Here is a 23,879-nt window from a genome sequence, read left to right as displayed (position 1 = left end):
TGGTTCGAGACACGGTCGTTGCCCCCATCGGCCCTGCTCGTCCACCCGGACCCGCACGGAACGGAGCTAGCGTGACAGGTCGGCTCGCCATCGACGACGTACAACCCTCCATCGACGGAGGGCGTTATCCGACGAAGGCGGTCGTCGGGGAGGTGGTGCCGGTCTCCGCCGTCGTGTGGCGCGAGGGCCACGACGCCATCGCCGCGACACTCGCCGTCCGAGGACCGGCCGACGATCCCGAATCCGCCGGCAGGCTGGTGCGGATCCCGATGGTTCCGGGCACCGAACCCGACACCTTCCACGCCACCTTCTCCCCCACGAGCGTCGGCGCGTGGACCTACCGGGTCGAGGCGTGGAGCGACCCGGTGGCGACCTGGCGGCACGCGGTCACCGCGAAGGCCGATGCCGGGCAGGACGCCGCCGAACTCGCGAACGATCTCGAGGTCGGTGCACGGATCTTCGAGAAGGCCGCGAAGGGCGCACCGCGCGGCAACCGGCCCGCCCTGCTCGCGGTCGCGGTGTCCCTGCGCTCCGACCGGCCGCTGGCCGAACGCATCGCTCCGGCCTTCTCCCCCGACGTCACCGAGATCCTCCGCGCTCATCCCCTTCGCGAGCTGGTCACGCGCGGAAAGGCGTTCACGGCCTTCGCGGATCGTCGCCGCGCACTGTTCGGCTCCTGGTACGAGTTCTTCCCCCGGTCCACCGGCGGCTGGCACGAGGACGGCACCCCGCGGCACGGCACCTTCGCCACGGCCGCCGGCGACCTGCCGCGCATCGCGGCGATGGGCTTCGACGTCGTCTACCTCCCCCCGATCCATCCGATCGGCAAGGTCAACCGCAAGGGACCGAACAACACGCTCGTCGCCGGCCCGAACGACGTCGGGTCGCCCTGGGCGATCGGTTCCGACGAGGGCGGTCACGACGCCATCCACCCCGAACTGGGCACCGAGCAGGACTTCCGCGATTTCGTCGCCCGGGCGAAGGAACTCGACCTCGAGGTCGCACTCGATCTCGCGTTGCAGTGCGCCCCCGATCATCCGTGGGCGCGGGAGCATCCGGAGTGGTTCACCGTGCTGCCCGACGGCACGATCGCCTACGCGGAGAACCCGCCCAAGAAGTACCAGGACATCTACCCGATCAACTTCGACGACGACCCCGAGGGCATCTACGCCGAGGTCCTGCGCGTGGTCCGGCACTGGATCCGGTTGGGCGTCGACATTTTCCGCGTCGACAATCCGCACACCAAGCCCCCGAACTTCTGGGAGCAGCTCATCGCCGAGATCAAGCGCACCGATGCCGACGTGCTGTTCCTGTCCGAGGCGTTCACCCGCCCCGCCCGCATGTACGGGCTCGCGCGACGCGGATTCACGCAGTCCTACACGTATTTCACGTGGCGGGTCGCGAAATGGGAGCTCACGGAGTTCGGTACCGAGATCGCTGCGAAGGCCGACGAAGCCCGGCCGAACCTGTTCGTCAACACCCCCGACATCCTGCACGAGACGCTGCAGCACGGCGGGCCGGGCATGTTCGCGCTGCGCGCGGCGCTCGCCGCCACCATGGCCCCGTCGTGGGGGGTGTACTCGGGTTACGAACTGTTCGAGCACCTTGCGGTGCGGCCGGGCAGCGAGGAGTACCTCGACTCGGAGAAGTACCAATTGCGGCCGCGACGATACGACGAGGCCCGCCGGCGCGGCGAGTCGCTCGAACCGTGGCTGACCACCCTCAACCGCATCCGGCGCGCGCATCCGGCCTTGCAGCAGCTGCGCAACATCACCTTCCACCACGTCGACAACGACGCACTCATCGCCTATTCGAAGTTCGATCCGTCCACCGGAGACTGTGTGCTCACGGTGATCAACCTCAACCCCTACGGGGCCGAACAGGGCACGGTCTGGCTCGACATGCCGGCGATCGGACACGACTGGCACGACCACTTCCCCGTTTACGACGAGGTGAGTGGGGAACAGTACTCGTGGGGACAGGCCAACTACGTGCGCCTCGAGCCGTGGCGGGCGGTGGCACACATCCTGGTCCTGCCCCCGATCGGCATCCCCACCCGCACAACGCTCGCCTACAGGAGGCAGTCGTGACCGTGCCGCCCCAGACGCCGGGCGCCGATGTTCCGCGCCGGCGCCACAGCCCGCGACCGGAGGACCTCGAGCTGCTCGCCGCCGGCGAGCACCACGATCCGCACGCGGTGCTCGGGGCCCATCCGCATCCGGAGGGGACGGTCATCCGGGCGCTGCGCCCCGGTGCAGAGAAGGTCGCCGCCCGGATCAGTGGTCGCGACCATCCGCTCGAACCCGTGGGCGGGGACGTCTTCAGCGCCCTGATCCCGGTCTTCGATCTCGCCGACTACCGGCTCGTGGTGACCTACCCGTTCGATCACGTCGAGCTCGTCGCGGACGGATACCGCTTCATGCCGACGCTGGGCGAACTCGACCGTCACCTGCTGAGCGAGGGCCGGCACGAACGGCTGTGGGAGGTGCTCGGCGCCCACCCACGAACCTACGAGACCCCGGACGGCCCGGTGACGGGCACGTCCTTCGCCGTGTGGGCACCGGGCGCGCGCGGAGTCACCGTCACCGGCGACTTCGACGGCTGGGGTGGGCGCACCGCCCCGATGCGGGTGCTCGGCTCGAGCGGTGTCTGGGAGGTCTTCGTCCCCGGCGTCGAACCGGGCGCGCTGTACAAGTACCGGGTGCACGGCCGCGACGGATCCGTCCGCGACAAGGCCGACCCGATGGCGTTCGCCACCGAGGTGCCGCCCGCGACCGCGTCGAAGGTCACCGAGAGTCACTACACCTGGAACGACGACGAGTGGGTCGCGACCCGCGAGAAGTCGCAGCCCTGGCAGGAACCGATGGCGGTCTACGAGGTGCACCTCGGATCGTGGCGTCCGGGCCTGAACTACACAGAACTCGCCGACCAGCTGGCCGAGTACATCCTCGAGACCGGGTTCACGCACGTCGAGCTTCTGCCGGTCGCGGAGCATCCCTTCGGCGGGTCGTGGGGCTACCAGGTCACCTCCTACTACGCCCCCACCTCCCGGTTCGGCACACCCGACGAGTTCCGCGCGTTCGTCGACCGTCTCCACGCCGCCGGGATCGGCGTGATCGTGGACTGGGTGCCCGCCCACTTCCCGAAGGACGAGTGGGCGCTCGCGCGCTTCGACGGCAGCCCCCAGTACGAGCATCCCGATCCGCGCCGCGGTGAGCAGCTGGACTGGGGCACCTACGTTTTCGACTACGGCCGGCCCGAGGTGCGGAACTTCCTCGTCGCCAACGCCCTGTACTGGATCGAGGAGTTCCACATCGACGGTCTGCGCGTCGACGCCGTGGCCTCGATGTTGTATCTCGACTACTCGCGTCCCGAGGGCGGCTGGACGCCGAACATCTACGGCGGACGCGAGAACCTCGAGGCCGTCGCGTTCCTGCAGGAACTCAACGCCACCGTCCACAAGCACTATCCGGGGATCGTGACGGTCGCGGAAGAATCGACCTCCTGGCCGGGCGTGACCCGCTCGACGAACGTCGGCGGGCTCGGGTTCAGCATGAAGTGGAACATGGGCTGGATGCACGACACTCTCGGCTATCTCGGCCGAGATCCCGTGCACCGCACCTACCACCACCACGAGATCACGTTCTCGCTCGTGTACGCGTGGAGCGAGAACTTCGTGCTCCCCATCAGCCACGACGAGGTCGTCCACGGCAAGGGCACGCTGTGGACGCGACTACCGGGCGACGATGCCACACGTGCGGCCGGCCTGCGGTCGATGCTCGCCTACATGTGGGCGCATCCCGGCAAGCAGTTGCTGTTCATGGGCCAGGAGTTCGGGCAGGTCGCCGAGTGGTCCGAGGAACGCGGCCTCGACTGGTGGCAGCTCGACGAACCGCTCCACGCCGGCATCCACCGGCTGGTGTGCGATCTCAACGGCATCTACCGCTCGCACCCGGCGCTCTACACGCTCGACACCACGCCCGGCGGATATTCGTGGATCGACGCCAACGACGCGCACAACAACGTCCTGTCGTTCCTGCGCTACGGCAGCGACGGCTCGGTGGTCGCGTGCCTGCACAACTTTTCGGGCACGACCTACGCCGACTATCGTGTCGGATTGCCCGAACCGGGCACGTGGGAGGAAGTCCTCAACACGGACGCGACCGCCTACCAGGGCAACGGAGCGGGCAACTTCGGCGCCGTGGAGGCGGACGAACATTCGTGGCACGGGCGTCCCGCCTCGGCTCGGGTGACCTTGCCTGCGCACGGCGCCATCTGGTTGTCGTTGCGGAGGTGACGCTGCCCGACGACAGGAGCACAACGACATGCGACGGACGCACCGGTTCGCGCGACTGGTGGTGCCCGCACTGACCGTCCTCCTGCTGGCGGGATGCGCCCAGCGGATCGAAGGGACGGCGGTGTCGATCTACGACAACCCCTTCACCGTGGCGGGGCTGCCCGTCACCTCCGGGGCGTCGGGCCCGCGCAACGGGGTGCCCGATGCGGACATCGAGATCGAGAACACCGACGGCGGTCCCGTCGACGTCCTGGCCGGCAACGCCATCGCCGACATCGAGGAGTACTGGCGTCAGGAGTTCGCTTCCGTCGCCAGGGGCACCTTCCGTCCGGTCGGGACGATCGTGTCGTGGGATCCGTCCGAGCGGCGGGGACCGCGTTTCTGCGGCAAACCCACCTACGACTTCATCAACGCGGCCTACTGCAGCGGTGGTGACGAGATCGGATGGGACCGCACCTACCTCATGCCGCAGCTCATCGACAGCTTCGGGCCGATGGCCGCGGTGACGGTCCTCGCCCACGAATACGGGCACGCCGTCCAGCATTCGGCGGGGCTGGTCGCCGAGGACGATCCGGGCATCGTGTTCGAGCAGCAGGCCGATTGCTTCGCCGGTGCGTTCATGCGGCACGTCGCGGAGGGCCGGTCGACGCACTTCCAGCTCGACACCTCCGACGGGCTGAACAACGTGCTCGCATCGATGGTGCTCTTCCGCGACGCCGATCCGAACGATCCCGACTCGATCCACGGTTCGGCCTTCGAACGGGTGACGGCCGTACAGATCGGATTCACCGACGGGGCGGGCTCGTGTGCGGGCATCGATGCCGCCGAAATCGAGTCGCGCCGCGCCGATCTGCCGCAGTACCAGGACGCCGCCGACGACGGCGAACTGCCGGTCACCGACGAGTCGGTCGAGGCCATCTTCGAGTCGTTCCACCAGGTCTTCGACCTCGCGGCGCTGCCGCAACTCGATCTGTCGGGCGCCGACCTCGGGTGTTCGGACGCACGGGCCACCTCGCCGGTGTCGTACTGCCCCGCAACCAACACCGTGGGCGTCGACATGGACGCACTGAGCGAGCGCGGTACGGCCGCCCCGCCGGGGAGCGGCTTCGACCCCGGTGTCCGCGGCGACTACAACGCCTACGTGCTCGTCGCCTCGCGCTACGCACTCGCAGTGCAGAAGGAGGCCGGGCAGTCGCTCACCGAGCCGCGCACCGCCCTGCGGGCGGCCTGCCTGTCCGGGGTGATCAGTGCCGCGCTGAGCCCCGACAGCACCCTCGCCTCGAACGTCGACCCGAGCCAGGTGCTGGTGTGGCTGTCCCCCGGCGACCTCGACGAAGCAGTCTCGGGTCTGCTCACCGACGGCCTGGCCGCGAGCGACGTCAACGGCAACACGGTGCCGAGCGGATTCGCGCGGGTGGACGCCTTCCGCACCGGCGTCCTCGGCGGCGAAGCGGCCTGCACCGGGCGTTACCGCTGAGACGACACCGGCCGCCCACCACGAATGGTGAGCGGCCGGGCCGATAGATCGGTAGGGAATCGATCGGTAGGGATCAGTAGAGGGCCATCGCGAGCTTGCGGCGCGACGACACCACCACCGGATCCGCGGCGTCGAACAGTTCGAACAGTTCGAGGAGCCGGGTGCGTGCGGCGGTGCGTTCGTCCCCGGCGCTTCGACGCACGAACTCGATGAGACGACCGAAGGCCGCCTCCGGCTGCTGCGCGAACAGTTCGGCGTCGGCCGCCGTGAACTGGGCTTCGAGGTCGTTCGGAGCGGCATCGGCGCGCTCGATCGCATCCTTGGGAACCTTGCTCGCGCGGGCGAGGAAACGCACCTGCCGCAGCGCGGCCTGCGCCTCGGTGTTGTTCGGCTCGGAGTTCAGTACGAGCTGGTAGGCCGCCTCCGCGCCCTCGAAGTCGCCGTTCTCGAGTGCCTGCTCGGCGGCCTCGAAGCGCGGGTCGGCGGGCTGTTCCTCCGGTTCGGCCCCGGGAGGGCCGGACAGCTTGCCTGCGACCGCGTTCTGGATGGCGTCGAGCCACTGACGCAGCGCGGGCTCGGGCTGCACGCCCTGGAAGTCGGCGAGCGGCTGGCCGGCCGCGATCGCGACCACCGTGGGCACCGACTGGACGCCGAACGCCTGGGCGATCCGCGGGTTCGCGTCGACGTCGACCTTCGCGAGGACCCATGCACCGTTCGCTTCGTTCGCGAGCTTCTCGAGAACGGGTGAGAGCTGCTTGCACGGCTCGCACCAGGTCGCCCACAGGTCGACGATCACGGGCACCTGCGTCGACCGCTGCAGCACCTCGGTCTCGAACGTCGCTTCGGTGACGTCCACGATCGGGGCGATGGCAGCGGGTGCGGCGCCGTCGCCACCGGACGGAGGCGGAGGCGGCGGCGCGGAGGCCCTCTCCTTGAGCGGTGAGAGATCCACCGCGCCGGACATCGCCGCGGCGACGGCGGCTGAACGTGCTGGACGGGAACCGGGTCGAGTCACGTCCACCAGTTTGTCACGAGTGGTCCGAATCGTGCTGCGCGGACCGGGAGACGTCGCCGTGAGGTCAGACGGTCGCGGTGACGTCCTCGCGGGTCGCCGGAGCGGACAGCTCTCCGAGGCGGCCGGTGCGCACGGCCCAGCGCTCGAAGACGATCGTGCCGAACGGGGGCACGCTCGACACGAGGGCGAGGAAGGTCGTCTTGAGATCCCACTTCAGCGACAGCGCAGTGAGGAGCGCGATGAGCACGAACGGGATGAAACCGGCCACGCCGTGCACCATGCCCGGGATCGCGATGGCCTCTTCGTAGCCGAGCACCCACTTGAAGAACATGGCGATCAGGAGGGCGAGCCAGGTCACCGCCTCCCAGATCGCGATCAGCCGGAATCGTTTCGCGGGCGTGGACACGTCGAGGATGTTGGTCATGCGGCCATTGTGCCGAAAGGCCTACGACAAGCCGTAGTTCAGTGAGAGACATCACGGCCCCGGCATGCTTGCGCCGGGGCCGTGATCATGCTCTAGGAAAGAGGGTCAGCTCTTGGGCACCCGCACGATGAGCGCGTCGCCCTGGCCGCCACCACCACACAGTGCGGCGGCACCGACGCCACCGCCGCGGCGCTTCAGCTCCAGCGCCAGGTGCAGCACGATGCGCGCACCCGACATGCCGAGCGGGTGGCCGAGCGCGATCGCACCGCCGTTGACGTTCACCTTCGCGGGATCGATGCCCAGTTCGCGGGCCGAGACGATGCCGACGGCGGCGAACGCCTCGTTGATCTCGACGAGGTCGAGGTCCTTCGGGTCGACACCCTCGCGCTCGCAAGCCTTGGCGATCGCCCGTGCCGGCTGCGACTGCAGGGTCGAATCCGGCCCGGCGACGACACCGTGGCGACCGATCTCGGCGATCCAGCTCAGGCCGAGCTCCTCGGCCTTGGCCTTGCTCATCACGACGACCGCGGCGGCGCCGTCGGAGATCTGTGAGGCCGAACCGGCGGTGACGGTCCCGTCCTTCGAGAAGGCCGGACGCAGCGAACCGAGCGACTCGGCGGTGGTCTCCGGGCGGATGCCCTCGTCGGCGGCGAAGACGATCGGGTCGCCCTTGCGCTGCTTGATCGACACCGGGACGACCTCGTCCTCGAACAGCCCGTCCTTCCAGGCACGGGCAGCCCTCTGGTGCGAGGCAGCGGCGAAGGCGTCCTGCTCCTCGCGGGAGACGAAGCGGTCGCCGGAGTTGGCCGACTCGGTGAGGTTGCCCATCGCCTGGTCGGTGAAGATGTCGTGCAGGCCGTCGTAGGCCATGTGGTCGCGCAGGGTCACGTCGCCGTACTTGAAGCCGGCGCGGGACTTCTCGAGCATGTGCGGGGCCTGGCTCATCGACTCCTGGCCGCCGGCGACGACGACGTCGAACTCGCCCGCGCGGATCAGCTGGTCGGCCATCGCGATCGCGTTGATGCCCGACAGACACACCTTGTTGATGGTCAGCGCCGGGACGTCCATCGGGATGCCGGCGGCGACGGCCGCCTGACGGGCCGGGATCTGGCCGGCGCCGGCGGTGAGCACCTGGCCCATGATGACGTATTCGACCTGCTCAGGAGCCACACCGGCGCGCTCGAGCGCACCGGAGATCGCCACGCCACCGAGATCCGATCCGGAGAAATCCTTGAGCGAGCCCTGAAGACGCCCCATGGGCGTACGGGCTCCGGCGACGATGACAGAACTGCTCACGGGACATTCCTCCGAAAGATCGGCATGTGATCGGAAAACTCCCCTCGGATATTCACCTGAATCCCGATAGGAGTGCACTCAACGGTACCGCTACCGTCTAGAGCATGACCGAGACCTCTCCCACATCCACTCCGGCGACGTCCGTTCTCGCCTCCGGACTCGTCACCGCCATCGATCACGTCGGCATCGCCGTGCCCGACCTCGATGCCGCCCTCACCTGGTACGCCGAGAACCTCGGCCTCGTGTCCACCCACGAGGAAGTCAACGAGGAGCAGGGCGTGCGCGAGGCGATGCTGGCCGTTCCGGGGACCCCCGAAGGGTCCACCATGATCCAGCTGCTCGCCCCGCTGAACGAGAACTCCACGATCGCGAAGTTCATCGACCGCAACGGTGCGGGTCTGCAGCAGCTCGCCTACCGCGTCTCCGACATCGATGCCGTCTCCACTGCGCTTCGTGAGCGCGGCGTCCGCCTGCTGTACGACGCACCCCGTCGCGGCACCGCCGATTCGCGCATCAACTTCCTGCATCCGAAGGACGCGGGCGGCGTCCTCGTCGAGCTCGTCGAGCCGGCAGCACATCCCGCTCACTGACGGCCGTTCCGGTGCGCTCCCGAAGACGGATGGGGCGGGAGCGCACCCGGGTCGTACCCGCAGGGACCGGGTAGATTGTCTCCATGGTCTTCGATCGTGATCGCGCACCCAGCCACCTGCCGTTCTCCATCGTGCGGAAGGGCTTCGACCGCGACGAGGTGACCAACTACTTCGCACGGTTCGAGGCCGAGCTGCGCGTGACCGCCACCGACCGCGACGCCGCCGCCGCGCAGGCCCGCGATCTGGCCCGACAGCTCGAGAACGCCCGCAACGAGATCGACGAACTCCGCAAGGACGTCGACCGTCTGTCGGTGCCGCCCACCACCGCCGAGGGCATGAGCGACCGCATCTCCCGGATGCTGCGTCTCGCCTCCGACGAGGCCTCCGAGTTGCGCGCCCGCGCCGAGGCCGACGCCGCCGAGATGATCTCGCTGGCGGAGCAGGAGGGCATCCGACTCCGGGGCGACTACGAGAAGAAGCTCGCCGAACTCGAGGACACCCGCGTCGCCTTCGCGGCCGAGCACGAGCGGACGATGACCGCGGCCCGCGCAGAGGCCGAGCGGATCGTGGCGGCGGCCCGCGCGGAGGCCGAGCGACTCGCCGCCGAGGCCGAGGCCAAGCGCGAGCAGGTACAGCAGGACTTCGAGATCACGATGTCCGAGCGCCGCACGAAGCTGCTCGGAGCGCTCGACGAACTCGAACGGACGAGTAAGGCCGAAGCCGAGCGCCGCATCGAGGAAGCCACGCAGGAAGCCGAACGACGGCTCGCCCGCGCCACCGAACAGTCCGAGCGGAAGGTCGCCAACGCGCGCGACCTCACCGAGGAACTCCGCGTGCTGCGCGGACGCATCCTCGGCCAGCTCGACGCCGTTCGCGAGCAGCTCGACGACGTCCCCACGCTGCTCGCGGGCATCAACCGCGAGGGCGAACTGCTCGACCGGGAGATCTCCCTCGACGAGCCCCGCACGACCGTCCTCGGCACGGCGCGCGACAAGCAGGGCAGCGACAAGCAAGGCGGCGACAAGCAGGGCGGCGACGAGAAGGGCTCGGACGACGAGAGCCCGACGGAGCCGACATCCACCGAGGCCGACGCGAAGGCGGACAAGACCACACCGCTGCCGCAGACCGACAAGACCACACCCATGCCGCAGGCCGACCGGACGGTGCGGATCTCGAAGAGCGATGCCCCCGGCTCTGCTTCCGGCGCGAACTCGGCCGCGCAGCCGAACAGCGGCGCGCAGGGCTCCTCGTCCACTCCGCGTACGCCGAACGCCTCGGCGCCGCATCGCTCGCCCTCGGTCGGTTCCGGTGTGCAGGGTCGCTCCCCCGCCGTGGCCAGCAAGGTCCGCAACTGACGGTCGCCGGCCCCTCGGGCTTGACCTTCGAGTCGGTCGAAGCTCCATGATGGGCCGGTGACCGACCCGGAGATGATGTCGATCGGCGTGTTCGCCGAACTCGTCGGACTGACCGCGAGCGCATTGCGGTTCTACGACGACGCCGGCCTGCTGCGCCCCGCGCAGGTCGATCCGTCGACGGGATACCGGTTCTACAGCCGATCCCAGGTCCCTCGCGCCTGCCGGCTGCGGCAGTTGCGGGAGATCGGGATGCCGCTGCCCGCCATCGGCGAGTTCTTCGCCGCCGACGCGGACGAGGCAGCGCGGTTGCTCGACGACCACGTCGCCGGGATGACCACGGAGGCCGAGAGGCTCCGACGGGCCGCCGAGACACTCGGCGCGTCCCTGCGGGCCGAATCACGCCGCGTGGTCTGCACGGTGCCGGGACCCGTCCTCGCCGGCGCCGTCGACCAGGTCTCGGCCTCCACCGGTCACGACCCCGACATCCCGGTGCTGAACGGCGTGCACATGGAAACCGGATCCGGCTGCGTGAGGTTGACCGCCACCGACCGGTACCGGCTCGCCACGCGGACGCTGGTGCCCACCGATCCGACCTGCCCGTCCTGGGCCGGCACGCTCTCCGGCGACGACCTGCGGATCGCGACCTCCCGGCTCCGGCGCAGTCCGTCGGTGACCGTCGAAGCGGACGAGCGGGCGGTCACCTTCCGCACGTCCGGCGGTGACGTCCTCCATTGCCGTCTGCTTCCCGAGCCGTTCCCCGACCACCGCCTCCTCCTGAAATCTCTCCCCGCGGTGACGCAGCGGGTGACCCTCGGCAAACGCCGCGTGGTGACGGTGCTCGAACAGCGAGCACCGGAGACGGTCGGCCTACGGACCTCCCCCGACAGGCCGGTCCTGGTGTTCCCCGACGGGGACGAGGCACCGCTCGACGGCACGGCCACCGGACCGGAACTGACGATCTGGTTCGACCTGGTCACCGTGTATCCCGCTTGGAGTCATGCGCTCGGCGACGACCTGATGCTCGACGTGCGCGGTACCGATCTGCCGGTCACCGTCCGGTCGGCCGACGACGGGGATCTCACCACGATCGTCATGCCGCGCAGTGCCCCCTGAAGCAGTGCCCCTGACGCAGCGTCCCCGATCTGCCGAATTCCTCGACAGGAGCCCCACCATGTCCACCTCACCCTCGACACCCGATCCCACGATGGACGCGATCGGCGCAGCGGTCCTCCGCGGCCGCGACGGCGACACCGAGTCGGCCCGGCGCGACCTGCTGTCCCTCTGGGAGCGGATCGGTGCGGCGGGCGACGCATTCCACCGCTGCACGCTCGCGCACTACCTTGCCGCCCTGTACGACGATCCCGCCGAGTCCCTGGTCTGGGATGTCCGCGCCCTCGACGCTGCCGATGCCCTCACCGACGAGCGTGCCCGGGAACACCACGAATCTCTCCGCGTCGCGGGCTTCTATCCGAGCCTGCACCTGAACCTGGCCGACGACCTCCGTCGTCTCGGGTCGTTCCGGGCAGCCACGGAACATCTCGACCGCGCGCAGGACCACCTCTCCGCGCTCCCCGACGATCCCTACGGCGACACCATCCGCACAGCCGTGCACGAGGTGCGGCAGGCGACCGCCGACCGCGACACCGCGCCGCGAGTGTCCGCACCGGGTACTGCCCGCTGACAGGTCTATTACGACCGGTCCCACAGCGATCCGTCGTGGCCTAGGACCAGCGTCGCGTGGGCCGACGGGTCCCGCGTCCTGCCCAGCATCCGCTGTGCCAGTGCCGCCGGTCCTCCGCACCGCCGAGCGCATCGGTCGGCCACGCGACGACATGGGGTGTTCCCGGCGCGATCTCGTGATCGCATCCCGGGCACCGGTACGGCTTGGTGGCACGCGAACCCGGCACCGTGCGCACGGTGAAACGCTCACCTTCGGCCCCCGCGGGACCGTTCTCGGTGCGCACCGTCGCCCCGAAATAGGTCGGGGATTCGTCGGTCGCCCCACCGCGCTTGCGGCCGGTGCGGGATCGGTTGCGGCGCGGCACGATCAGAACAATCTGAACTCGGTGCTCTCGGTACCCCGCAACGCCTCGTAGTCGAGTACGAGGCAGCGGATGCCGCGGTCCGTGGCCAGCGTCCGTGCCTGCGGCTTGATCTGCTGGGCCGCGAACACGCCGCTGACGGGAGCAAGCAGCGGATCCCGGTTGAGCAGTTCGAGATACCGGGTGAGCTGCTCCACGCCGTCGATCTCGCCGCGGCGCTTCACCTCCACGGCGACGGTCGCCCCGTCGGCGTCGCGGCACAACAGGTCCACGGGTCCGATCGCCGTGGGGTACTCGCGCCGGATCAGGGTGAAGCCCGTCCCGAGGGTTTCGACGTGCTCGGCGAGAAGTTCCTGCAGGTGCGCCTCGACACCGTCCTTGATCAGACCGGGGTCGACACCGAGTTCGTGGCTCGAATCGTGGTCGATCTCTTCGAGAGTGATGCGCAGCTGCTCGCCTGCCTTGTTGGTGACCACCCACAGGGCCTCGGCGTCCTCGACGGACTCCTCCTCGAGCCAGCAGGGTGGGCTCATCCAGTTCAGGGGCTTGTAGGCACGGTCGTCGGCGTGGACACTCACCGAACCGTCGGATTTGACGAGGAGGAGACGTCGGGCCGTCGGCAGATGAGCCGTCAGGCGTCCGATGTAGTCCACACGGCAACGGGCAATCACAAGACGCACACAGCCACCCTAGAGGATCCACTCGACTAGTCTCGAACGACCATGCCCGCACGCAGTCACCGCACGGCCCCGCTCGGATCGGCCATCCTGGGAGAGCCTGCCGAACCGATCCGACGGCAACGCATCAGGATCCAGACCCTGTTGACGTTCTCCCTGATCGGTACGCATCTCGTCGGTGCCCTGATCGTGGCCGCTCTCATCAACGTCGTGATCCCGGGCCCGTCCGTGCTGACCTCCGACTTCCTCGTCATCACCGCGATCCTCGCTCCTGTCTACGTGGTCTCGGCCGTCGTGGTCGGCTCGGTGCTCGGTACCCGGGCGACGCTCCGCAGGCTGCGGTGGGCGCTGGAGAACCGGCCGCCCACCCCGCAGGAACAGCGGATCGCGTTGCGGATGCCCTGGCGTACCACCCTCCAGCAGGGAGCACTGTGGTTCATCGGGTTGATCCTGTTCACCGTCGGTTTCGGGGTCATCGACCCGCAGACGATCCCGAAGGTCGCGCTGACCATCACCCTGGCCGGTGTCACGGTGTGCGGATTCGCGTACATGTTCACCGATTTCGCGCTGCGCCCCATCGCGGCGCGCGCGCTCGAGGTCGGAACGCCTCGTCGCCCGCGCCTGGCCGGCACCACCGGACGCGTGATGCTCGCGTGGGCCCTGGGCAGCGCGGTGCCCGTCGTCGGTCTGCTGTTCATCGCGGTGTTCAGCTTCATCCGTCCCGTCACATCGACGCGCCTGGCGATCACGATCCTCGCCATCGGTGGACTCGGTCTGCTCACCGGCTCGCTGCTGATGTTCCTCACGATCCGGTCGACGATCGCGCCGATCGAGTCGGTGCGCGCCGGGATGCAGCGCATCGCGTCGGGCGATTTCGATACCGCGGTCGTCGTCTACGACGGAACCGAATTGGGGCAGCTGCAGACGGGGTTCAACCGGATGGCCGAAGGCCTGCGCGAACGCGAGAAACTGCGCGACGTGTTCGGCCGCCATGTCGGACGGGAGGTCGCGGCTGCGGCGCTGGCCAATCCCGGTGTCCTCGGCGGTGAAGAACGGGATGTCGCGGTGTTGTTCGTCGACATCGTCGGGTCCACCGCGTTGGCCGCGAGTCGCCCACCGACAGAGGTGGTGGCGCTGCTCAACCGCTTCTTCGCGGTCGTCGTCGAAGAGGTGCACGCGGCCGAAGGATTCGTCAACAAGTTCGAGGGTGATGCGGCGCTCGCGATCTTCGGGGCGCCGGTCGCCCTCGACAACGCCGCCGGTTCCGCGCTCGGCGCCGCGAGGAGGATGGCGCGACGTCTCGCCGAGGAAGTACCGGAGTGTCGCGCGGGTATCGGGGTCACGGCAGGTCGCGCGGTCGCTGGGAACATCGGCGCGCAGGAACGCTTCGAGTACACCGTGATCGGCGATCCGGTCAACGAAGCAGCGAGGCTGTCCGATCTCGCGAAGACCGTTCCGGGTTACGTCGCGGCGTCGGCCCGCACCGTGCAGCTCGCCCCCGAGGACGAACGCGCACGGTGGGAACTGGGTGAGGAGATCACCCTGCGCGGTCGTTCCGAGCCGACGCGCCTGGCGATTCCGCGCGCGGACTGACGGCCGGCCTCACTCCCCCGCCAGCACCGCGTCGAGGAACTTGCGGGTGCGTTCCTCCCGGGGGCTGGTGAAGATGCGCTCGGGCGGCCCCTCCTCCACGATGCGACCCCGATCGAACATCAGCACACGATCGGAGACGTCGCGGGCGAAGTGCATCTCGTGCGTCACGATCAGCATCGTGATGTCGGTCGTCTCGGCGATCCTCCGCAGCACGTCCAGCACATCGGCGACGAGTTCGGGGTCGAGGGCCGAGGTCACCTCGTCGAGCAGCAGGATCTCCGGATCCATGGCGAGGGCACGGGCGATCGCGACCCGCTGCTGCTGACCACCCGACAGTTGCGTGGGGTGGGCGGTCTCCTTGTCGGACAGACCGACCATCGCGAGCAGCTCCCGCGCACGGTCGCGTGCCTCGGCCTTGCTGCGACCGAGGACGTGGACCGGAGCCTCGGTGAGGTTCTCCATCACGTTCATGTTGGGGAAGAGGTTGAACTGCTGGAAGACCATGCCGATGCTGCGGCGCATCGTCCTCAGGTAGCGCTCGGAGGCCGGAACGAGACGCGTCCCCTTGCGTTCGTGGCTGAGTGGTTCGCCCTTGACCCACACCACACCGTCGTCGATTTTCTCGAGGGTCATGAGCAGGCGCAGGATGGTCGTCTTGCCCGAACCGCTCGGACCGATCAACGTGACCCGTTCCCCCGGGGCGACGGTGAAATCCAAGTGGTCGAGTACTACGTGGTCGCCGAATCTCTTGACCACGGAGTCGAAACGGATCATGGATCCGTCGGAGCTGGCGGCGGGAAGCGAGTCGCCGTCGGCACCGGCTTCCTTGTGCATCTCAATAGGCAAGGCGACGCTCCAATCGGCGGACGAGCAACGACGTCGGGTAGCTGGCGATGAGGAAGATCAGGCCGGCCAGCGTGAGCGGCTCGAGGTACTGAAAGTTGCGCGCACCGAACTGCTGGGCTGCGGTCACCATCTCCACGACGGAGATCGTGAACAGGAACGGGGTGTCCTTGAACAGCGACACCGCGTAGTTGCCCAGCGCGGGCACGACACGGCGCACGGCCTGCGGCAGGATCACCGCACGCCACGTACGCATCGGCGACAACGACAGGGCGCGGCACGCCTCCCATTGTCCCTTCGGCACGGCGTCGATGCCCGCCCGGTACACCTCGGCCATGTAGGTCGAGTAGTGGATCCCCAGTACCGCGATGCCGATCTGCAGCGCACTGAACTGCGGGAGCAGGTAGTAGACGAACAGCAGCTGCACCACGAGTGGTGTGAGCCGGATGAACTGGACGACGGCGGACAGCGCCGTCGCGAGCACCTTCGGCAACGAGCGGCGGGCGACGGCCACGACCAGCCCCAGCACCGCGGCGACCACGAATCCGAGGACCGTGGCCAGCAGGGTGATCCGAAATCCTTCGAGCAGCACCGGAAGCGCGTCGGCCGCGCGTTGCCAACTCCAGTCGACGGTCATGAGCGTGCCCCCACCGGCTGATCGAAGACCGGGGCGAGCCCGAAGATCTCACGGAGCGTCGGACCGGTCCCGAGTCGGCTCTTCGCACGCACCTCGAGCGCATTCATCAGCAGCGTCAGCAGATAGCCGAGCACGAAGTACAGCACCAACCCCACGCCGAACGCGAAGATGGTGTCGCCGCTTCCTCTACGGAGCTGCTCGATCTGGAACGTGAGGTCCTGCAGGAGGATATAGCTCGCCAGTGCCGTTCCCTTGAGCAACTGGATGAGCAGATTCGTCAGCGGCGGGATCATCTCGGCCCAGGCCTGCGGGAAGATCACCCGCCGCATGCGCTGCCAGTAACCGAAGTTCAGCGCCGTCGCCGCCTCGAGTTGCGGCTTGGGCACCGACGCGATCGCACCGCGCACCACCTCCGCGCCGTAGGCGCCGTAATTGAGCGACAGGGCGAGGATCCCGCACACGATGGATTCGAGCCGGAACCCGAACAACGGAAGGACATAGAAGAACCAGAACAGCTGCACGAGAAGTGACGTGCCACGGAAGAACTCGATGAACACCCTCGCGCTGCCACGCAGGACGAGGTTCTTCGCGCCTGCCGCCAGCCCGAGGGCCACGGCGAGCAGGAACGCGAAGACCGCACTCCCCACGGTCAATTCGACGGTGACGAGCAGACCGTCGAACAGTTGGGGGAAGGAGTTCCACAGCAGTTCGATCTTGGAACCGAAATCCATTACGACGCAGCCGAGATCAGGAAACGCCCTCGCAGAGCATCTCGGTCGTCAGCCCCGGATCGGGCATCTCGGCCTCCGTGAACCCGAAGTCGCCGACGATCGACAGGTACTTCTGCGGGTCGGACGTGATCTTCGCGAGTTCCTCGTTGTAGGCGTCGCGCAGTTCGGTGTCCTCCTTACGGAAGACCGTTCCGCCGGCGCCCACCTGAGGCACCCCGTCGATCTCCGCGACGAACGACTCGGTGACGTCGACGGGTGCACCCTCGTTGTTCTGCTTCATCCAGTTCAAGGAGATACCCGTCAGGGCGAAGACGTCGGCGCGTCCGTTGACGACGGCATCCATTCCGTCCTGGGGAGACGCGACCTGCATCGCGTCGATGCCGAGGGCGGACGCGTAGTCGGCTTCGATCGCGCCGGTCATGACGGCCATCCGGACGCCGCTATCGGCGATCGACTGCATGTCGGCGAGCTGTTCCGGATTGCCCTGCGGGACCATGAGCGCGGTGGTGTAGTTGAACTCCGGCTCGCTGAACAGTGCCTGTTCGCAACGCTGTGGCAGGATCGACATGCCGGCACTGACGACGTCGAACCGGCCGGCCTGCAGTCCGGGGATGAGTGCACCGAAGTCGGTGGCCACACCTTCGACGTTGTCGATGCCGAGGTTCTTGAAGATCTCGCGGTGCAGAGCGACGGTGGCACCGGTGAGTTCGCCGTCCTGCATGAAGCTGTAGGGCGCCTCGCCGGCGAACCCGACGGTGACGGTGCCTTCCTGCTGGAGCCGTTCGAGGGTCGAGCCCTCGCTGTCGGTGTCGACGCTCGTACATCCTGTGACGGCCGCGCCGATGAGTCCCAGTCCCGCGATCACCGCCGTGAACTTGCCGGCGGTACCCGTAGTCGATCGATTCGTCATCGTCTCGCCCCTCCTCGTCGTCGACGAGAACGCCCCCGACAGGCGCTCACACGCCGAACCCACACGAACCGTGCGATCGTGCATGAGCGGACGTTACCGACATAAGTGGGCATAGCCTGGAACAGAGCGTGTTTGTTACGAGGTCGTGATCCGCCGGGCGCCGGCGATGGAAAAGGGCGCACCGTACCCGAAATCCGTTCGGAGCGTAAGGACTTTCCCGTGGGATGGGATCCTCCGACGGTCCGGAGAGAGCCCGGAAAACACGAAAGGGGACCCACAATGTGGGTCCCCTTTCGGAACGGGTGTTCGGCGGTGTCCTACTCTCCCACACCCTGTCGAGTGCAGTACCATCGGCGCAGACAGGCTTAGCTTCCGGGTTCGGAATGGGACCGGGCGTTTCCCTGTCGCTATGGCCGCCGTAACTCTATGAAACAGTAACCACGCAGACCTCTCGATAGCGTTCCGCCGCAGCAGAACTCGATCGGATATCTGTGTGTGTTGTTTCAGATACCGCACAGTGGACGCGTAACATCTTCGTGGTAAGTCCTCGGCCTATTAGTACCGGTCACCTCCACACATTGCTGTGCTTCCAGTTCCGGCCTATCAACCCGGTGGTCTGCCGGGGGCCTTACCCCCTCGAGGGGGTGAGAAACCTCATCTTGGAACAGGCTTCCCGCTTAGATGCTTTCAGCGGTTATCCCTTCCGAACGTAGCCAACCAGCCATGCCCCTGGCGGGACAACTGGCACACCAGAGGTTCGTCCGTCCCGGTCCTCTCGTACTAGGGACAGCCTTCCTCAAGTTTCTAACGCGCGCGGCGGATAGAGACCGAACTGTCTCACGACGTTCTAAACCCAGCTCGCGTGCCGCTTTAATGGGCGAACAGCCCAACCCTTGGGACCTACTCCAGCCCCAGGATGCGACGAGCCGACATCGAGGTGCCAAACCATCCCGTCGATATGGACTCTTGGGGAAGATCAGCCTGTTATCCCCGGGGTACCTTTTATCCGTTGAGCGACACCGCTTCCACATGCCGGTGCCGGATCACTAGTCCCGACTTTCGTCCCTGCTCGACCTGTCAGTCTCACAGTCAAGCTCCCTTGTGCACTTGCACTCGACACCTGATTGCCAACCAGGCTGAGGGAACCTTTGGGCGCCTCCGTTACATTTTGGGAGGCAACCGCCCCAGTTAAACTACCCACCAGGCACTGTCCCTGAACCAGATCATGGTCCGAGGTTAGAGGTCCAATACGATCAGAGTGGTATTTCAACAACGACTCCACAACCACTGGCGTGGCCGCTTCACAGTCTCCCACCTATCCTACACAAACCGAACCGAACACCAATACCAAGCTATAGTGAAGGTCCCGGGGTCTTTTCGTCCTGCCGCGCGTAACGAGCATCTTTACTCGTAATGCAATTTCGCCGAGTCTGTGGTCGAGACAGCAGAGAAGTCGTTACGCCATTCGTGCAGGTCGGAACTTACCCGACAAGGAATTTCGCTACCTTAGGATGGTTATAGTTACCACCGCCGTTTACTGGGGCTTAAATTCTCAGCTTCGCCACCGAAGTGACTAACCGGTCCTCTTAACCTTCCAGCACCGGGCAGGCGTCAGTCCGTATACATCGTCTTACGACTTCGCACGGACCTGTGTTTTTAGTAAACAGTCGCTTCTCTCTGGTCTCTGCGACCACCCCCAGCTCAGAGTGCAAGACTCGTCACCGAGCGTGGTCCCCCTTCTCCCGAAGTTACGGGGGCATTTTGCCGAGTTCCTTAACCACAGTTCTCTCGATCGCCTCGGTATTCTCTACCTGACCACCTGTGTCGGTTTGGGGTACGGGCCGTGTACCAACTCACTAGAGGCTTTTCTCGGCAGCATAGGATCACTGAATTCCCCTCAACGGGTACGCATCACCTCTCAGGCTTGATGAATGGCGGATTTGCCTACCATTCGCCCTACCGGCTTACACCAGGTATTCCATCACCTGGCCCAGCTACCTTCCTGCGTCACCCCATCGCTTGACTACTACAATCAGGGTCCCGTGCAGCCAGCCCGCCGACTCCCGAAGGAGACGACCGACCTTTTGGACGGTTAGCACAACTGATTCGCCATTGGGCGCGGATACACGGGTACGGGAATATCAACCCGTTGTCCATCGACTACGCCTGTCGGCCTCGCCTTAGGTCCCGACTCACCCTGGGCGGATTAACCTGGCCCAGGAACCCTTGGTCATCCGGCGGACGAGTTTCTCACTCGTCTTTCGCTACTCATGCCTGCATTCTCACTCGCGTGGCCTCCACACCTGGATCACTCCGGCGCTTCCACGGCCACACGACGCTCCCCTACCCATCCACACCACTGCCGGAAAAGCCGTAACCCTTCCGGGGTGTTATGTGAATGCCGCGGCTTCGGCGGTGTACTTGAGCCCCGCTACATTGTCGGCGCAGGACCACTTGACCAGTGAGCTATTACGCACTCTTTCAAGGGTGGCTGCTTCTAAGCCAACCTCCTGGTTGTCTCAGCGATCCCACATCCTTTTCCACTTAGTACACGCTTAGGGGCCTTAGCCGGCGATCTGGGCTGTTTCCCTCTCGACTACGAAGCTTATCCCCCGCAGTCTCACTGCCGCGCTCTCACTCACCGGCATTCGGAGTTTGGCTGATTTCGGTAAGCTTGTGGGCCCCCTAGACCATCCAGTAGCTCTACCTCCGGTGAGAAACACGCGACGCTGCACCTAAATGCATTTCGGGGAGAACCAGCTATCACGGAGTTTGATTGGCCTTTCACCCCTACCCACAACTCATCCCCTCAGTTTTCAACCTAAGTGGGTTCGGGCCTCCACGACGTCTTACCATCGCTTCACCCTGGCCATGGGTAGATCACTCCGCTTCGGGTCTAGAACATGCCACTAGATGCGCCCTATTCGGACTCGCTTTCGCTACGGCTACCCCACACGGGTTAACCTCGCGACATGCCACTAACTCGCAGGCTCATTCTTCAAAAGGCACGCCATCACCCCCAACACCGAAGTGTTCGAAGGCTCTGACGGATTGTAAGCGCACGGTTTCAGGTACTATTTCACTCCCCTCCCGGGGTACTTTTCATCTTTCCCTCACGGTACTAGTCCGCTATCGGTCACCAGGGAGTATTCAGGCTTATCGGGTGGTCCCGACAGATTCACACCGGATTTCACGGGCCCGGTGCTACTCGGGTATTCGAATCGACAGTCGCCGTGTTTTCGTCTACGGGATTCTCACCCTCTACGACAGGCCGTTCCAGACCACTTCGACTAACACGACGATTTCTTACTGTCGGCCGGCATGGCAGCGCCGACACAACGAACCCCACAACCCCGAATACACAACCCCTGCCAGGTATCACATGTACTCGGTTTAGCCTCATCCGCTTTCGCTCGCCACTACTCACGGAATCACATGTTGTTTTCTCTTCCTGTGGGTACTGAGATGTTTCACTTCCCCACGTTCCCTCCACACACCCTATATATTCAGGTGCGGGTAACACGACATCACTCGTGCTGGGTTTCCCCATTCGGAAATCCTCGGATCACAGCTCGGTTGACAGCTCCCCGAGGCATATCGCAGCCTCCCACGTCCTTCATCGGCTCCTGGTGCCAAGACATCCACCGTACGCTCATAAACACTTACAACAAAGATGCTCGCGTCCACTGTGCAGTTCTCAAACAACACACAACAACCCCTACCAACGCCGACCACACGGCCAACCGTCTTCGTAAGTCATCGTCGCTGATCAAACACTCGCGTGTTCTCTCAGGACCCAACAGTGCACCGATATAGCTCCCCGAATTCTTCCTGTGAAGAATTCGTGTTGGAGAGCGATTGTCAGCGTTCCACCCATGAGCAACCGTGTCCCACGATCGGGGACAATCGGTCTCTGGCCGCACACGACACCCGACAATTCGGGGTGTGTGGGCAGATGCTCCTTAGAAAGGAGGTGATCCAGCCGCACCTTCCGGTACGGCTACCTTGTTACGACTTCGTCCCAATCGCCGATCCCACCTTCGACGGCTCCCTCCCACAAGGGGTTAGGCCACCGGCTTCGGGTGTTACCGACTTTCATGACGTGACGGGCGGTGTGTACAAGGCCCGGGAACGTATTCACCGCAGCGTTGCTGATCTGCGATTACTAGCGACTCCGACTTCACGGGGTCGAGTTGCAGACCCCGATCCGAACTGAGACCGGCTTTAAGGGATTCGCTCCACCTCACGGTATCGCAGCCCTCTGTACCGACCATTGTAGCATGTGTGAAGCCCTGGACATAAGGGGCATGATGACTTGACGTCGTCCCCACCTTCCTCCGAGTTGACCCCGGCAGTCTCCTGCGAGTCCCCACCATCACGTGCTGGCAACACAGGACAAGGGTTGCGCTCGTTGCGGGACTTAACCCAACATCTCACGACACGAGCTGACGACAGCCATGCACCACCTGTCTACCGGCCACAAGGGAAACCACATCTCTGCAGTCGTCCGGTACATGTCAAACCCAGGTAAGGTTCTTCGCGTTGCATCGAATTAATCCACATGCTCCGCCGCTTGTGCGGGCCCCCGTCAATTCCTTTGAGTTTTAGCCTTGCGGCCGTACTCCCCAGGCGGGGCGCTTAATGCGTTGGCTACGGCACGGATCCCGTGGAAGGAAACCCACACCTAGCGCCCACCGTTTACGGCGTGGACTACCAGGGTATCTAATCCTGTTCGCTACCCACGCTTTCGCTCCTCAGCGTCAGTTACTGCCCAGAGACCCGCCTTCGCCACCGGTGTTCCTCCTGATATCTGCGCATTTCACCGCTACACCAGGAATTCCAGTCTCCCCTGCAGTACTCGAGTCTGCCCGTATCGCCTGCAAGCCCGCAGTTGAGCTGCGGGATTTCACAGACGACGCGACAAACCGCCTACGAGCTCTTTACGCCCAGTAATTCCGGACAACGCTCGCACCCTACGTATTACCGCGGCTGCTGGCACGTAGTTGGCCGGTGCTTCTTCTGCAGGTACCGTCACTTTCGCTTCGTCCCTGCTGAAAGAGGTTTACAACCCGAAGGCCGTCATCCCTCACGCGGCGTCGCTGCATCAGGCTTTCGCCCATTGTGCAATATTCCCCACTGCTGCCTCCCGTAGGAGTCTGGGCCGTGTCTCAGTCCCAGTGTGGCCGGTCGCCCTCTCAGGCCGGCTACCCGTCGTCGCCTTGGTAGGCCATTACCCCACCAACAAGCTGATAGGCCGCGGGCTCATCCTGCACCGAAAAACTTTCCACCCCTCACCATGCAGCAAGAGGTCATATCCGGTATTAGACCCAGTTTCCCAGGCTTATCCCAGAGTGCAGGGCAGATCACCCACGTGTTACTCACCCGTTCGCCACTAATCCACCCAGCAAGCTGGGCTTCATCGTTCGACTTGCATGTGTTAAGCACGCCGCCAGCGTTCGTCCTGAGCCAGGATCAAACTCTCCGTTGAAGACTCACAATCACCCCGAAGGGGCAATCAGTCAAAGACATCGAGTCAAATCACTAGCAAAAAACTCAAACTAGCTCAAAAACACTGACCATCCCAGACGGAAGAATGAGACGATCAGCAAATACCCACCCCATCGAAACGACGGAGCGGAGTACCAAATAATATTGGCACTGACATTCATCGGCACACTGTTGAGTTCTCAAAGAACACGCACACACCATCGATCCCGAACCTTCCGGTTCGTTCACTCCGGGGTGACTGTTCATCAGGAGGTCTCTTCGACCTCCCGGGCCACTGACCTTACCAGAAGAATCAGGGGCTCGTAACCAAGTTCAGGCGCCTTCGTCCAACCTCGTTGTCCCGTTCCTCTCGGCCCGGGTCGGTGTCCGTGTCGCTCTGACCTGGAATAAGTTACGCGAGGATCAACTGCCTGCCAAATCGCCTGGTCAGAGTGGGTGGACCTCCGAGAAAGCCCAGGTGGCTACCCACGAAAGTCGCCGGCCG

16 protein-coding genes, 3 rRNA genes and 1 pseudogene are annotated in these 23,879 nt (G+C 65.6%); 8 read left to right on the top strand and 12 right to left on the bottom strand.

Going from position 1 to position 23,879, the window contains the following annotated elements; genetic code table 11:
* The first annotated feature begins 71 nt into the window (after window positions 1-71).
* The 3 genes from CKW34_RS08460 to CKW34_RS08450 are packed head-to-tail and all read left to right on the top strand — an operon-like array spanning window position 72 to window position 5,774.
* The gene (locus tag CKW34_RS08460; RefSeq protein WP_059383972.1) at window positions 72-2,090 is read left to right on the top strand and encodes an alpha-1,4-glucan--maltose-1-phosphate maltosyltransferase; all 2,019 of its coding nucleotides are present in this window, start codon (window positions 72-74) and stop codon (window positions 2,088-2,090) included.
* Window positions 2,087-4,297, top strand: coding sequence for a 1,4-alpha-glucan branching protein GlgB (gene glgB / locus CKW34_RS08455; protein WP_080968380.1), 2,211 nt, complete (start codon window positions 2,087-2,089; stop codon window positions 4,295-4,297). Before CKW34_RS08460 ends, glgB begins: the two co-directional genes overlap by 4 nt.
* Before the next feature lie 28 nt (window positions 4,298-4,325).
* Complete coding sequence (locus CKW34_RS08450) at window positions 4,326-5,774, top strand: neutral zinc metallopeptidase (protein WP_059383973.1); 1,449 nt, start codon at window positions 4,326-4,328, stop codon at window positions 5,772-5,774.
* A 73-nt stretch (window positions 5,775-5,847) separates the two neighbouring features.
* Here the strand turns inward: CKW34_RS08450 and CKW34_RS08445 are convergent, their stop codons facing one another.
* The 3 genes from CKW34_RS08445 to CKW34_RS08435 all read right to left on the bottom strand — a co-directional run bounded on the left by CKW34_RS08445 (window position 5,848) and on the right by CKW34_RS08435 (window position 8,509).
* The gene (locus tag CKW34_RS08445; RefSeq protein WP_059384002.1) at window positions 5,848-6,738 is read right to left on the bottom strand and encodes a tetratricopeptide repeat protein; all 891 of its coding nucleotides are present in this window, start codon (window positions 6,736-6,738) and stop codon (window positions 5,848-5,850) included.
* 115 nt (window positions 6,739-6,853) lie between these two features.
* Window positions 6,854-7,213, bottom strand: a complete 360-nt coding sequence (locus CKW34_RS08440; protein ID WP_059383974.1) for a DUF3817 domain-containing protein — start codon at window positions 7,211-7,213, stop codon at window positions 6,854-6,856.
* Between the two features lie 105 nt (window positions 7,214-7,318).
* Window positions 7,319-8,509 (bottom strand): acetyl-CoA C-acetyltransferase, encoded by a 1,191-nt coding sequence (locus CKW34_RS08435; RefSeq protein WP_059383975.1) that lies wholly within the window; start codon window positions 8,507-8,509, stop codon window positions 7,319-7,321.
* A 104-nt stretch (window positions 8,510-8,613) separates the two neighbouring features.
* Between CKW34_RS08435 and mce the strand changes: the two genes are divergently transcribed.
* The 4 genes and pseudogenes from mce to CKW34_RS08415 all read left to right on the top strand — a co-directional run bounded on the left by mce (window position 8,614) and on the right by CKW34_RS08415 (window position 12,135).
* On the top strand, window positions 8,614-9,099 hold the full coding sequence (gene mce / locus CKW34_RS08430) for a methylmalonyl-CoA epimerase (protein ID WP_059383976.1): 486 nt from the start codon (window positions 8,614-8,616) through the stop codon (window positions 9,097-9,099).
* Window positions 9,100-9,182: 83 nt separating this feature from the next.
* Window positions 9,183-10,208 (top strand): annotated as a pseudogene (locus tag CKW34_RS08425) (hypothetical protein); the annotation flags it as partial.
* A gap of 303 nt (window positions 10,209-10,511) precedes the next feature.
* Complete coding sequence (locus CKW34_RS08420) at window positions 10,512-11,567, top strand: DNA polymerase III subunit beta family protein (protein ID WP_059383978.1); 1,056 nt, start codon at window positions 10,512-10,514, stop codon at window positions 11,565-11,567.
* 58 nt (window positions 11,568-11,625) lie between these two features.
* Window positions 11,626-12,135 carry a hypothetical protein gene (locus CKW34_RS08415; RefSeq protein ID WP_059383979.1) on the top strand — a complete coding sequence of 170 codons (510 nt, stop codon included), beginning with the start codon at window positions 11,626-11,628 and terminating at the stop codon, window positions 12,133-12,135.
* Window positions 12,136-12,175: 40 nt separating this feature from the next.
* Here CKW34_RS08415 and CKW34_RS08410 read toward each other — a convergent pair whose 3' ends face one another.
* Together CKW34_RS08410 and nucS are read right to left on the bottom strand one after the other, a co-directional pair.
* Window positions 12,176-12,499, bottom strand: coding sequence for a hypothetical protein (locus CKW34_RS08410; RefSeq protein WP_006554724.1), 324 nt, complete (start codon window positions 12,497-12,499; stop codon window positions 12,176-12,178).
* Between the two features lie 2 nt (window positions 12,500-12,501).
* Window positions 12,502-13,176, bottom strand: a complete 675-nt coding sequence (gene nucS / locus CKW34_RS08405; RefSeq protein ID WP_006554723.1) for an endonuclease NucS — start codon at window positions 13,174-13,176, stop codon at window positions 12,502-12,504.
* A 42-nt stretch (window positions 13,177-13,218) separates the two neighbouring features.
* On the opposite strand from nucS, the gene CKW34_RS08400 reads away from it, so the two are divergent.
* Entirely contained in the window at window positions 13,219-14,766 is a 1,548-nt protein-coding gene (locus tag CKW34_RS08400; RefSeq protein ID WP_006554722.1) for an adenylate/guanylate cyclase domain-containing protein, read from the top strand.
* Between the two features lie 9 nt (window positions 14,767-14,775).
* Here CKW34_RS08400 and ehuA read toward each other — a convergent pair whose 3' ends face one another.
* The 7 genes from ehuA to CKW34_RS08365 form a co-directional block, all read right to left on the bottom strand.
* Entirely contained in the window at window positions 14,776-15,540 is a 765-nt protein-coding gene (ehuA, locus tag CKW34_RS08395) for an ectoine/hydroxyectoine ABC transporter ATP-binding protein EhuA (RefSeq protein ID WP_174479673.1), read from the bottom strand.
* Window positions 15,541-15,601: 61 nt separating this feature from the next.
* A complete protein-coding gene (ehuD, locus tag CKW34_RS08390; RefSeq protein WP_006554720.1) occupies window positions 15,602-16,246 on the bottom strand; it encodes an ectoine/hydroxyectoine ABC transporter permease subunit EhuD in 645 nt (214 codons plus the stop codon).
* Window positions 16,243-16,977, bottom strand: a complete 735-nt coding sequence (gene ehuC, locus CKW34_RS08385; protein ID WP_059383981.1) for an ectoine/hydroxyectoine ABC transporter permease subunit EhuC — start codon at window positions 16,975-16,977, stop codon at window positions 16,243-16,245. The genes ehuD and ehuC overlap by 4 nt, the downstream gene beginning before the upstream one ends.
* Window positions 16,978-16,993: 16 nt before the next feature.
* Window positions 16,994-17,887, bottom strand: coding sequence for an ectoine/hydroxyectoine ABC transporter substrate-binding protein EhuB (gene ehuB, locus CKW34_RS08380; protein WP_059383982.1), 894 nt, complete (start codon window positions 17,885-17,887; stop codon window positions 16,994-16,996).
* A 304-nt stretch (window positions 17,888-18,191) separates the two neighbouring features.
* Window positions 18,192-18,308, bottom strand: a 5S ribosomal RNA gene (gene rrf / locus CKW34_RS08375).
* Window positions 18,309-18,422: 114 nt separating this feature from the next.
* Window positions 18,423-21,555: ribosomal RNA gene (locus tag CKW34_RS08370) — 23S ribosomal RNA — on the bottom strand.
* A 298-nt stretch (window positions 21,556-21,853) separates the two neighbouring features.
* Window positions 21,854-23,375: ribosomal RNA gene (locus tag CKW34_RS08365) — 16S ribosomal RNA — on the bottom strand.
* Together the 16S, 23S and 5S rRNA genes form the textbook arrangement of a ribosomal RNA operon.
* Between the last annotated feature and the right edge of the window lie 504 nt (window positions 23,376-23,879).

It is taken from the genome of Rhodococcus rhodochrous, assembly GCF_900187265.1.
Taxonomy (GTDB): domain Bacteria; phylum Actinomycetota; class Actinomycetes; order Mycobacteriales; family Mycobacteriaceae; genus Rhodococcus; species Rhodococcus rhodochrous.
This window is presented reverse-complemented; position numbering and strand designations above follow the sequence as displayed.

Excerpts from the sequence above, each read along its gene's own strand:
- CKW34_RS08450 (WP_059383973.1), top strand. The coding sequence starts at position 4,326 with ATGCGACGGACGCACCGGTTCGCGCGACTGGTGGTGCCCGCACTGACC.
- CKW34_RS08445 (WP_059384002.1), bottom strand. The coding sequence starts at position 6,738 with ATGTCCGGCGCGGTGGATCTCTCACCGCTCAAGGAGAGGGCCTCCGCG.
- CKW34_RS08440 (WP_059383974.1), bottom strand. The coding sequence starts at position 7,213 with ATGACCAACATCCTCGACGTGTCCACGCCCGCGAAACGATTCCGGCTG.
- mce (WP_059383976.1), top strand. The coding sequence starts at position 8,614 with ATGACCGAGACCTCTCCCACATCCACTCCGGCGACGTCCGTTCTCGCC.
- CKW34_RS08415 (WP_059383979.1), top strand. The coding sequence starts at position 11,626 with ATGTCCACCTCACCCTCGACACCCGATCCCACGATGGACGCGATCGGC.
- CKW34_RS08400 (WP_006554722.1), top strand. The coding sequence starts at position 13,219 with ATGCCCGCACGCAGTCACCGCACGGCCCCGCTCGGATCGGCCATCCTG.
- ehuA (WP_174479673.1), bottom strand. The coding sequence starts at position 15,540 with ATGATCCGTTTCGACTCCGTGGTCAAGAGATTCGGCGACCACGTAGTA.
- ehuD (WP_006554720.1), bottom strand. The coding sequence starts at position 16,246 with ATGACCGTCGACTGGAGTTGGCAACGCGCGGCCGACGCGCTTCCGGTG.
- ehuC (WP_059383981.1), bottom strand. The coding sequence starts at position 16,977 with ATGGATTTCGGTTCCAAGATCGAACTGCTGTGGAACTCCTTCCCCCAA.
- ehuB (WP_059383982.1), bottom strand. The coding sequence starts at position 17,887 with ATGACGAATCGATCGACTACGGGTACCGCCGGCAAGTTCACGGCGGTG.